Raw genomic sequence first — 11,505 nt, forward strand, 5'->3', positions numbered from 1 at the left:
GCCGGTCAGGAACCGTATGGGCCTTGGCCGTACGGGTTCTGCGGCCACTGCGTGTACGGGGCGCCGTTTCCGGGGGCGTAGGGGGTGCCGTTGCCCGGTGCGTACGGGTGTCCCGGCGGGGCGTACGGCTGGCCGGGCGGCATGTAGGGGTTCCCCTGCGGCGGGACGAACCCGGGGTTCGGCGCATACACCCGCGGGGGCGGGAACGTCGCGGGGTGCGCGCCCAGCCGGATGCCGTGGTGCCGTCGGAGCCGGTTCATCTCCAGGACGGCGATGGCCGAGACCGTCAGCGGGGCGCCCAGGATGAAGACGATCCCCATCTTGAAGCTGAGCCCGTGCAGATCACCGGTGACCAGGTCGGGAATGGCCATCAGCCACGTCGTCACCGTGGCGAGCAGCGGCGGCAGGCCGCGGTGCACGGCGGCGGAACCGAAGAAGTTCCCCGACAGCTGCACGGCCCCGTACATCAAGAAGCCGGTCAGCCACATCGCCACCAGGCCGAGCGCCACCAGCGCGATGCCCCCGAGCGAGATCGACAACTGCCACAGCAGCACCGTCCCCACGACCATGCCGATGAAGAGCAGCAGCAGTTTGAGCGAGTTGAACAGGGACCCGCGCAGATCGCGGATCCTCCCGGTGCGCCGCCAGACGAAGAGCATCACGCCCACCGTCAGAGGTGTGATGAACAGCAGGACGACGGCCGCCGTCAGCATGTTCTCCAGAACCTCGGTGAAGTCGAACTTGCCCTCCACGAACGTGTACACGCCGAACGCCGCGATAGCCCCCGCGATGACGCGCACGCGTTTGAGCCGCTCCACGGACTGGTCGACGGACGGCGGAATCCACACCGGGTGGAACACCGCCTGCGCCACGGCCTTGGGCTGCAGGATCGACGCCACCGATAGCCTGCCGCTCAGCCATCTCCCGCGCGAACCAGCCATGTTTCGCTCCCCCGAGCGCTCGACGCCGTGATCGCCGGGGATTCTACGGGAAGCGGGCGGACTCCCGCCGCCCGCTTACCCGCACCCGTTGCCGCCTACTGACCGCGCAGCTCCCGGTACTTGGCGACCAACGCCCTGGTCGACTCGTCCAGTCCCGGCACCTCAGCGCCATCGGTGAGCGCCGGCTCTACACGCTTGGCGAGGACCTTGCCGAGCTCGACGCCCCACTGGTCGAAGGAGTCGATGTTCCACACGGCGCCCTGGACGAACACCTTGTGTTCATAGAGGGCGACCAACTGGCCCAGCACCGAAGGGGTCAGCTCGCGCGCGAGGATCGTGGTCGTCGGGTGGTTGCCCTTGAACGTCTTGTGCGGCACCAGCTCCTCGGGCACCCCCTCGGAGCGCACCTCGTCCGGTGTCTTGCCGAAGGCGAGGGCCTGCGTCTGCGCGAAGAAGTTCGCCATCAGCAGGTCGTGCTGGGCGACCAGCCCCGGCAGCAGATCGGCGACCGGCGCGGCGAAGCCGATGAAGTCGGCCGGGATCAACTTGGTGCCCTGGTGGATGAGCTGGTAGTACGCGTGCTGCCCGTTGGTGCCCGGCGTGCCCCACACGACCGGCCCGGTCTGCCACTCCACCGCACGGCCGTCACGGTCCACCGACTTGCCGTTGGACTCCATGTCCAGCTGCTGCAAGTACGCCGTGAACTTGGACAGGTAGTGCGAGTACGGCAGTACGGCGTGCGACTGGGCGTCGTGGAAGTTGCCGTACCAGATACCCAGCAGGCCCAGGAGCAGCGGCACGTTGGACTCGGCGGGAGCCGTGCGGAAGTGCTCGTCGACGAGAAGGAACCCGTTGAGCATCTCCCGGAAGTGGTTCGGGCCGATGGCGATCATCAAGGACAGGCCGATCGCCGAGTCGTACGAGTAGCGCCCGCCGACCCAGTCCCAGAACCCGAACATGTTGGCCGTGTCGATGCCGAAGTCCGACACCTTCCCGGCGTTCGTCGACAGGGCCACGAAGTGCTTCGCGACGGCGTCCTGACCGGCTTTCAGCTCGGTCAGCAGCCAGTCGCGCGCGGAGGTCGCGTTGGTGATCGTCTCGATCGTGGTGAACGTCTTCGAGGCGATGATGAACAGGGTCTCGGCCGCGTCCAGGTCCCGCACGGCTTCGTGGAGATCGGCGCCGTCCACGTTCGACACGAACCGGACCGTCAGATCCCGGTCCGTGAACGAGCGCAGCACCTCGTACGCCATCGCAGGACCGAGGTCGGAGCCGCCGATACCGATGTTGACGACGTTCTTGATGCGCTTGCCGGTGTGCCCGGTCCACTCGCCCGAGCGGACGCGCTCGGCGAAGTCGCCCATCTTGTCGAGCACCGCGTGCACCGCGGGGACGACGTTCTCCCCGTCGACCTCGATCACGGCGTCGCGCGGGGCGCGCAGCGCGGTGTGCAGCACCGCGCGGTCCTCGGTGACATTGATCTTCTCGCCCCGGAACATGGCGTCCCGCAGCCCGAAGACGTCGGTCGCCGCGGCCAGCTCGCGCAGCAGCCGCAGCGTCTCGTCGGTGACCAGGTGCTTGGAGTAGTCGACGTGCAGATCGCCGACCTGAAGTGTGTAGCCGGAGCCGCGCCCGGGATCGGCCGCGAACAGGTCCCGCAGATGGGTGTCCGCGAACTCCTCGCGGTGCTTGGCCAGAGCGGTCCACTCGGGCGTCTGGTTGAGCCTGGTACGGCTGTCTGCGTTCATCTCGGACTTCCGCCTTCTTTCCTGCCTGTGCTGCTGCGTACCTTGCCCCGCTGCCGGTCCCAACCTAATTGATCAGGGCTTGACGCGAGCTGTCGTAACGCCGTCGTCCGGCTCAACAACAGATACGTCCGGCTTGAGCGCAGGTATCAGCGAGATGACGGCGAACGCGAAGAGCACGGCCGCCAACAGCGCGGGCCCGTTCAGCCCGTACGCCCCCGCCACCGCGCCGCCCAGGAGGGCGCCGAGCGGGGCCCCGGAGGTGGAGGCGGTACGGAAGGCGGAGCTGATGCGGCCGACCATGTCCGCGGGGCTGCGCTGCTGCATCAGCGTGACCTGGTTGACGTTCCAGACCATGTTCATCAGTCCGAGCAGCGCCATGCCCACGATGAGGGCGCCCAGGTGACGGACGGTGCCCATCAGCAGCAGCGACGCCGTCTGGACGGATCCGCCCAGCAGCAGGCTGCGGGCCCGCCCGAACCGGCGCGCGACACGCTGGGCGACGAAGCCGCCGCAGAAGCTGCCCGCCGAGTACGCCGTCATCGCCGCCGCGTATCCCGTGTTCCCTGCGCGCAGCCAGCGCGTCACATGCAGCACCAGGGTGGCGATGAGCGCGCCCATGCCGATGTTGCACAGCAGGGTGGCCGTGCACGTCGCCCGCAGTACCCGGTCGCGCCACAGCGCGCGCAGTCCCTCGGCTATCTCGGCGCGCAGCGTGCTCCCGGCCGGCCGGGGCTCCCGCTCGGGCGCCCGGATCCGCACAGAGGCCACCAGCGCGGCGGCGAGCAGATAGGTGGCCGCGTCCGCCGTGAACGGCATGGCGGCCCCGACGGTCAGCAGCAGCGGCACGAAGGGACCCGCGAGCAGCCCTCCGGCGAGCCGCTGTCCGGTCATCAGTCTGGCGTTGGCGCTGCCGAGGGCCTCTTTGTCCACCAGCGACGGCAGCAGGGCCGTGGCCGCGTTGTCGAAGAGGGTCTGGAGGGTGGTCAAGGTGAAGGCGAGGGTGATCAGCAGGGCGATCGACGCGTGCCCGAACCCGACGGCCAGGGCGAAGGAGGCCACCAGTGCGCCGCGTGCCGTGTCCACGGCCCACATCGCCCGCCGCTGGTCCACGCGGTCGGCGAGCGCCCCGCCCAGCAGCCCGAAGAGAAGCCACGGAAGATAGCCGCAGGCCGTCACGGAGGCGATGACGAGCGGATCGTCGGTGAGCCGCACGGCGAGCAGCGGCAGCGCGGCGATGCGCAGGGCGTCCCCGAACTGCGACACCACGGCCGCGGTCCACAGCCGCCCGAATCCCCCGCGCCACGTGGGCGCCCGTACGCCCGCCAGTTCAGCCGTCGTCACAACGCCCCCTCTGGTTCCGCCACTTCAAGAACCGTAGAGGGCACCACTGACAATCGGCCGCCGCGCAGCGGGGCACGGACGCGGGATCCGGTCACGGCACGGGAATCCGCGCGCGAGACAGCTCCGGCCGGCACGACCACGTGGGGCGCACGCCCGTACGCCCCACGACAACCGTGCGATACAGCTCCGGCCAGGCACCCCTCGGTGCCCGGCCGGCTCTCAACTTCTAGATTTCGCCCCGCAGTTTGGCGAGCGCCTCGGCGAGGATCGCCTCGCCGTCCGCGTCACTGCGTCGCTCCCGTACATACGCGAGGTGCGTCTTGTACGGCTCGGTGCGCGGCGGGTCCGGCGGGTTGTCCCGGTCCTGTCCTGCGGGGAAGCCGCAGCGCGGGCAGTCCCAGGTCTCGGGAACCTGCGCGTCGCTGGCGAAGCTGGGGACCGTCTCGTGCCCGTTGGAGCACCAGAAGGAGATGCGCAGCCGGGGTGCGGACTCGCCGCGCTCGGCCTCGCCCATCGGCCCCGCCCCGACCCGGCTTCCTCGGATCGCGTTGCCACTTGCCACGGTCGTAACTCCCTGCGTGATGGTGCCGCGAAGCGAGTCGGCGTGACGCTTCGCTGCGAGCGCCTCAGTCTACGTAAGGCCCAACGCGCGTCCAGTGATTGGAGTTACACCCCCGCCCCTAGACGCAAGCCCCATGATAGGCCGCGCCTGCGGGCGCGTACCGGACATGGGGCCTTACGTGCGGAATGTGCTTGCGTAATGTGCAGTTGTGCTGCCGTACCGATGTCAGCCGGTGATCAGTTGTTGACCTTCATCAGGATGCCGAGCACGACAATGCACGCGAACCAGAGCAGACCGATCACCACGGTGATGCGGTCGAGGTTGCGCTCGGCGACCGAGGAGCCACCGACGGACGACTGCATGCCGCCACCGAACATGTCGGAGAGGCCGCCGCCCTTGCCCTTGTGCATCAGCACCAGCAGCATCAGCAGCAGGCTGAAGACGATGAGGGCGATCGAGAACCCCATAACCACGGCTGGACCAACTTCCTCGGATCTGGATCGACGACGGGGGCCCGGTGGCCACGCGGCGGAGCCGCACATGGATAAGCGCACCAGACCCCCGCAAGGGTACGACGGATCGCCGCTACCGCCTACTCACTGCTCGGCTCACTGGTCGCGGAACCGGACGATCTTGACGAACTCGTCGGCGTCCAGCGAGGCGCCGCCGACCAGGGCGCCGTCGATGTCGGGCTTCGCCATGATCTCGGCGACGTTCCCGGACTTCACGGAGCCGCCGTACTGGATGCGGACCTGGTCGGCCAGCTCCTGCGAGTACAGCTCGGCGAGCTTGCCGCGGATCGCCGCGCAGACCTCCTGTGCGTCGTCGGCGCCGCAGACCTTGCCGGTGCCGATGGCCCAGACGGGCTCGTAAGCGATCACGATCGACTCGGCCTGCTCGGCCGGGAGGTCCTTGAGACCGCCCTCGACCTGCGCGAGCGTGTGCGAGACGTGGTTGCCCGCCTCGCGGACCTCCAGCTCCTCGCCGACGCACAGGATCGGGGTCAGGCCGTGCTTGTACGCGGCCTTGACCTTGGCGTTGACGATCTCGTCGGTCTCGGCGTGGTACTGGCGGCGCTCGGAGTGCCCGATCGCCACGTACGTGCACTTCAGCTTGGCCAGCATCGAACCGGAGATCTCGCCGGTGTACGCGCCGGAGTCGTGCGCCGAGACGTCCTGGGCGCCGTACTTGATCTTGAGCTTGTCGCCGTCGACCAGGGTCTGCACGGAGCGCAGGTCGGTGAAGGGCGGCAGGACGGCGACCTCACAGGCGTCGTAGTCCTTGTCGGCCAGGGCGAAGGCGAGCTTCTGGACGTGGGCGATGGCCTCGAGGTGGTTGAGGTTCATCTTCCAGTTGCCCGCCATCAGCGGCGTGCGAGTGGTCATGCGGGGTCAGTCCTCCAGTGCGGCGAGGCCGGGGAGCGTCTTGCCCTCGAGGTATTCGAGGGAGGCGCCGCCGCCGGTCGAGATGTGGCCGAATGCCGTCTCGTCGAAGCCCAGGATGCGGACGGCCGCGGCGGAGTCGCCACCGCCGACGACCGTGAAGGCCGGGGAGTCGAGAAGGGCCTGGGCGACCGTCTTGGTGCCCTCGGCGTAGTCGGGGTGCTCGAAGACGCCCATCGGGCCGTTCCAGAAGACGGTGGCCGCGTCGGCGAGCTTCGATGCGTACAGCTTGCGGGACTCCGGACCGATGTCCAGGCCCATCTGGTCGGCGGGCATGGCGTCCGCGGCGACGGTCGTGGGGTTGGTGGGCGCCTTGGCCGTCAGGTCCGGGAACCCGGTCGAGACCACCACGTCGACGGGGAGGACCAGCTCGACGCCGTTCTTCTCCGCCCGCTCGATGTACTCCTTGACGGCCGGGATCTGGTCCTCCTGGAGGAGGGAGATGCCGATCTCGTGCCCCTGGGCCTTGAGGAAGGTGTACGCCATGCCGCCGCCGATGAGCAGCCGGTCGGCCTTGCCGAGCAGCTGGTCGATGACGGCGAGCTTGTCGGAGACCTTGGCGCCGCCGAGCGCGACCACGTAGGGGCGCTTGACGTCCTCGGTGAGCTTCTTCAGGACACCGACCTCGGTGGCGATGAGGTAGCCCGCGTAGTGCGGAAGGCGCGCCGGGAGGTCGTACACGGAGGCGTGCTTGCGGTGCACGGCGCCGAAACCGTCGCCTACGTAGACATCGGCCAGGGCCGCGAGCCGGTCGGCGAACTCACCACGCTCGGTGTCGTCCTTGGCCGTCTCGCCCGCGTTGAAGCGCAGGTTCTCGATGACCGCGACCTGGCCGGGCTCCAGACCGTTCACGGCGTCGTGCGCGGCGGGGCCGACGGTGTCCTGGGCGAACGCGACGGGGGCGCCGAGGAGTTCACCGAGGCGCTCGGCGGGCTGCAGCAGGGAGAAGGCCGGGTCCGGGGCACCCTTGGGACGGCCCAGGTGCGAGGCGACGATCACCTTGGCGCCCGCCTCGGCGAGGGCCTTGACCGTGGGCAGCACGGCGCGGATGCGGCCGTCGTCGGTGATGAGGCCGTCGGCCAGCGGCACGTTCAGGTCGGCGCGGACGAAGACCCGCTTGCCGTCCACGCCTTCGGCGAGAAGTTCGTCGATCGTCTTCATAAAGGGACTCCTAGGGAAGGCTCTTCAAATCCGAGAGGGCTGATCGATCAGTACGTAGCACAGGGCTCGGGCAGCGCGGCTTTGCGCGGCCCGAGCCCTGGCTCACATCGAGGTGCCTGCTCTGGGATTTAGAGCTGGCCGCCGACGAAGACCGTGAGGTCGACGAGGCGGTTGGAGTAGCCCCACTCGTTGTCGTACCAGCCGAGGATCTTCACCGAGTTCCCCTCCTGGACCATGGTCAGGGAGGAGTCGAAGGTGCAGGACGACGGGTCGCTGACGATGTCCGAGGAGACGATCGGGTCCTCGGTGTACGACAGGTAGCCCTTGAGGTCGCCGTCCTCGGCGGCCTTCTTGAACGCGGCGTTGACCTCGTCCTTGGTGACCTCGCGCTGCAGCTCGACAACCAGGTCGGTGGCCGAACCGGTCGGGACCGGGACGCGCATGGCGATGCCGTCCAGCTTGCCCTTGAGCTGCGGGAGGACCAGGGCGGTGGCCTTGGCGGCACCCGTCGTGGTCGGGATGATGTTCTCGGCGGCGGCGCGGGCGCGGCGCAGGTCCGAGTGCGGGAAGTCCAGGATGCGCTGGTCGTTCGTGTACGCGTGGACCGTCGTCATCAGGCCCTTGACGATGCCGAAGTTCTCGTCGAGAACCTTGGCCATCGGCGCCACACAGTTGGTGGTGCAGGAGGCGTTGGAGATGACGTGGTGGTTGGCCGCGTCGTACTTGTCCTGGTTGACGCCCATCACGATGGTGATGTCCTCGTCCTTGGCCGGAGCCGAGATGAGGACCTTCTTGGCGCCGCCGGCGATGTGCTTCTCGGCGTCGGCCTTCTTGGTGAAGATGCCGGTCGACTCGATGACGATGTCGACGCCCAGGTCGCCCCACGGGATGTCGGCGGGGTTGCGCTCGGAGAGCACCTTGATGGTGTGGCCGTCGACGGTGATCGTGTCGGCGGTGTGCGACACCTCGGCCTTGAGGCGGCCCAGGATGGTGTCGTACTTGAGCAGGTGAGCGGTGGTCGCGGTGTCACCCAGGTCGTTGACAGCCACGATCTCGATGTCAGCACCCTGCTCCAGCAGCGCGCGGAAGTAGTTACGACCGATGCGGCCAAAGCCGTTGATGCCTACGCGGATCGTCACGAACCGATCTCCTCGTTAGGTACGCCGACTCAGATGCCGGCGAGTTTGTATGGGATGTCCCCGACCGCCTACGACCCTACCTCCCTGAGGCTCCCGGAGTGACATCCAGATGCCCCATACACGGCAGGGTGTTCCGTACCCACCAGTAGGGGTACGGAACACCCTCGATGTTGACGAGACCGTCACCCAGGGTCAGCCCTTGAGCGCCGTCAGCGCCTTCCCGATGAGGGCCGCGCGGTCGGCCGCCGCGGTGACGTGCTCCAGGCCGTAGCCCAGCAGCACGGTGTCGCCGGTGGTGATCCCTCCGTACGTCTTGAAGAGCTCTCCGTAGCGCGCCCAGTCCTTGAGGACGGCCGGGCTGCCCGCGGGCGGTCCGGGGACGCTCCAGGGGCCGAGAGAGGCCTCGAAGCCCTCCGTCTCGGTGGCCGCACCGCCGACAACGAGCGAGGCGTTGTCGGCGAGAACGCCGTGGCCGCCGGTGCTCGGGTCGGTGATGTAGCTGAGCGAGACCTCGATCGACTTGCCGGCGTACGCGCTCAGGTCGTAGTTGACCTGCTGCCAGCCGCTGGAGGCACCGGTGATGCTGTTCCAGGATCCGCTGGTGCCGGTGTTGGTGCAGCCGGCGGTGCTGAACGTCAGGTACCGCTTGAGGGACGGGTGCTCCCTGATCAGGAATCCGGCCTCGCACTCAGCGGGAACCGTGTTGCTGCCGGCGCCGCCCGCCTCGGGCAGTGTCGTCCAGTCGTCGGCCCCGGTGGTGTGGACTTCGAGCACTACGTGGTCGTAGCCGGGCTCGACGTCCCACAGGAGCTGGGAACGGAGCGTCGGCTTGTCCGCCGCTCCGACACCGGTGAGGTCGATGGTGCGGGTGAGGCGCTTGTAGGCGTCGTCGGTGTGGACGGCGGCGGCCATGTACGAGCCCGCGTAGGGCCCGTACGGGTTGGCGGTCCCGGCGAACTGCCCCGCTCCGGCGCTCGACGCGAACTGCGGGTACGACGCGGCGGGCAGCGTGTCCGAGGTGACGCTGTAGGTACCCGCCGCGTTCAGCGGATTGCCGGGCGCGTCGCCGAGTGCCCCCGTGAAGCCGGTGAGCTTCCCGGAGCCGGTGAAGCCGGTGGCCCCCGGAGTGGACGTACGGGAGTAGGCGCCCAGGTAGTACTGACTGAAGTCGTTCGAGAAGGTGCCGCCGCCGAGGTCGACGCTGCCGCCGGCCAGCTCGCCCGCCTCGACCAGCTTGCCGCCCCCGTTGAGGAAGGCGCGCAACTGGAGCTGGGTGGCGACGCCCGGTCGTACGGCGCCGGTGTAGTGGACGACCGTCTTGAAGTGGCCGAGCACGCCGAGCGCGTCGGGCGCGCCCAGGGCCGCGACGTCCCAGACGAGGGGCTTCTTGCCGTTGGCCTTCAGGGCGTCCACGTATGCCTGGGACTGTGTGGCGGTCGCGCCTTCCTCGGCGACGACCAGCGTGTCGGCCTTCGGCCGTTCGGCCACGGTGTACGTGAAGTGCGTACTGGAGGTGGGCTTCCCGGTCTTCGTCTTGCCGGTGTACCAGACCTCGACCTTGTCGCCCGGGTCGCCGTCCCGGACCTTGGCGCGGTACTCGTCGAAGTAGAGGTTGTCCCTGCCGCCGTAGGTCTCGCCGCCCTTCCAGGCCTTGAGCGCCATGTCCTCCGTACGACCGCCGTTGACGCGGTACTTGAGCTCCTTGTCGCGTACGGACCTGCGGACGACGACGGAGACCTCCTGGTCGGCGCCGCGGGAGTACGACGTCGTGAAGGCGGCCGGGGTGAAGTCGGGGGCGTCGATGCCGACCGAGGAGGACGGCGTGTCGGGGTGGGCCGCGGTCTCGGCGACGGAGAGCGCGAACGGGATGTTCTTCTCGAACTCCTGCTCAATCAGCTTCTCGTCGTCCGGGAAGGTGAAGACCGAGGCGCAGTCGGCCGCGTTCCAGGCGTCGCCCGGGTCGAGGTTCGAGGCGGTCTGGCAGGTCGACATCTCGGGGGTGAACATCGCGATGCCGTTGACGTTGCCCGCGTGGCCGTCCGCCTCGCCGTTGGTGGTGTAGAGCTCCGAGGAGACCTGCGGGTGGTAGCCCGGGATCGCCGAGTTCTCGGGGGTTCCGGCGAGCGACTTGTAGAGCACGTCGTCCGGAGTCGGCGTCGCCACCTGCCAGCCCACTCCGTAGAGAAGCAGTTCGGCGGCGGAGTGGTAGTTGATGCCGTACGTGAAGCCGATGCGCTTCTCGAAGGCGTCGAGGGCCTTGGTCTCGGGCTCGGAGCTGGGGCTCGTGCCGCGGTAGGTCTCACTGGTGGGGTTGGGGGACGAACCCTCGTCGTCGTAGCCCCACTTGTAGGCGAAGTTGCGGTTGAGGTCGACGCCGTCGCCGGTGGAGATGACGCCGTCGCCGTTGACGTCCCGCAGGTTCTTGCGCCACTGGCGCGCGTCCGCGTCCTTGAACGTGTAGTCGTAGCCGTCGGGATTGGCGGACAGGACGAACCACAGTTCGGTGGAGTCGACGATCTTCTTGATGCGCTTGTCCGTCGAGTAGTTGTCCAAGTAGTAGTGCATCAGACGCCGTGTCATCTCGGGCGTGATCCACTCGCGCGCGTGCTGGTTGGACAGGTACAGGACCGACGGTTTGGCGCCGTCCTTGGTCTTCTTGGCGCCCTTGGTCAGTTTGAGCGCCAGGATGTCCTGGCCGTTGACGGTCTTGCCTATGGAGACGACCTTGGTGAGGTCGGGGTGGGCCTCGCCCGTCTTGACGATCTCCTCCTGGAGATTGCCCTTGCCGCTGTAGGGGCGGAACACGCCCTGGGCCGCGTCCTCCACGCGCGCCTCGGCCTTGGCCGACAGGGTGTGCTCGGTGAGCTCGACGCCCTGCTTCTCCAGCTTCTTGGCCTGCTGGTCGGTGACGTAGACCTCGACCGTGCTCTTGCCGTTCTTCCAGGTCGTGTCGCCGAGTTCGTGGCCGTCCTGCCCGGCCGCGAGCAGCAGGGGTATCTGCTGCTTCGTGACCTCCGCGTGGAACACCTTCACGGCGTTCGCGTCGGGTTTGGGTGAACTGCCGTTCTGCGCCTGGGCGATGGGCGCCATGCCCGCACCGCCCAGCAGGAGCGCGCCGGTAGCGAGGATCGCTCTCGCTCTTCGTCTCATGAGCCCCCCTTGCATGAGTCC

General features: G+C 68.4%; 9 protein-coding genes. All 9 read right to left on the reverse strand.

The genetic code is table 11. From position 1 onward, the window contains the following. Positions 1-5: 5 nt before the first annotated feature. The 9 genes from AB5J50_RS12855 to AB5J50_RS12895 all read right to left on the reverse strand — a co-directional run bounded on the left by AB5J50_RS12855 (position 6) and on the right by AB5J50_RS12895 (position 11,484). On the reverse strand, positions 6-941 hold the full coding sequence (locus AB5J50_RS12855; RefSeq protein ID WP_369257659.1) for a hypothetical protein: 936 nt from the start codon (positions 939-941) through the stop codon (positions 6-8). Between the two features lie 95 nt (positions 942-1,036). Next, the gene (gene pgi, locus AB5J50_RS12860; protein WP_369257661.1) at positions 1,037-2,689 is read right to left on the reverse strand and encodes a glucose-6-phosphate isomerase; all 1,653 of its coding nucleotides are present in this window, start codon (positions 2,687-2,689) and stop codon (positions 1,037-1,039) included. 72 nt (positions 2,690-2,761) lie between these two features. Further along, positions 2,762-4,030: an MFS transporter gene (locus AB5J50_RS12865; protein WP_369257663.1), complete on the reverse strand. Its 1,269-nt coding sequence runs from the start codon at positions 4,028-4,030 to the stop codon at positions 2,762-2,764. A gap of 226 nt (positions 4,031-4,256) precedes the next feature. Continuing rightward, positions 4,257-4,592, reverse strand: coding sequence for an RNA polymerase-binding protein RbpA (locus tag AB5J50_RS12870; protein WP_078615979.1), 336 nt, complete (start codon positions 4,590-4,592; stop codon positions 4,257-4,259). Between the two features lie 236 nt (positions 4,593-4,828). Continuing rightward, on the reverse strand, positions 4,829-5,059 hold the full coding sequence (secG, locus tag AB5J50_RS12875) for a preprotein translocase subunit SecG (protein WP_033310747.1): 231 nt from the start codon (positions 5,057-5,059) through the stop codon (positions 4,829-4,831). Positions 5,060-5,200: 141 nt separating this feature from the next. Further along, positions 5,201-5,977: a triose-phosphate isomerase gene (gene tpiA, locus AB5J50_RS12880; protein WP_327427857.1), complete on the reverse strand. Its 777-nt coding sequence runs from the start codon at positions 5,975-5,977 to the stop codon at positions 5,201-5,203. Between the two features lie 6 nt (positions 5,978-5,983). After that, positions 5,984-7,195, reverse strand: coding sequence for a phosphoglycerate kinase (pgk, locus tag AB5J50_RS12885; protein ID WP_327427858.1), 1,212 nt, complete (start codon positions 7,193-7,195; stop codon positions 5,984-5,986). 128 nt (positions 7,196-7,323) lie between these two features. Then, complete coding sequence (gene gap, locus AB5J50_RS12890; RefSeq protein WP_327427859.1) at positions 7,324-8,334, reverse strand: type I glyceraldehyde-3-phosphate dehydrogenase; 1,011 nt, start codon at positions 8,332-8,334, stop codon at positions 7,324-7,326. A 192-nt stretch (positions 8,335-8,526) separates the two neighbouring features. Next, a complete protein-coding gene (locus AB5J50_RS12895; RefSeq protein ID WP_369257667.1) occupies positions 8,527-11,484 on the reverse strand; it encodes a M14 family zinc carboxypeptidase in 2,958 nt (985 codons plus the stop codon). Between the last annotated feature and the right edge of the window lie 21 nt (positions 11,485-11,505).

The organism is Streptomyces sp. R35 (genome assembly GCF_041053035.1).
Lineage (GTDB): Bacteria > Actinomycetota > Actinomycetes > Streptomycetales > Streptomycetaceae > Streptomyces > Streptomyces lutosisoli.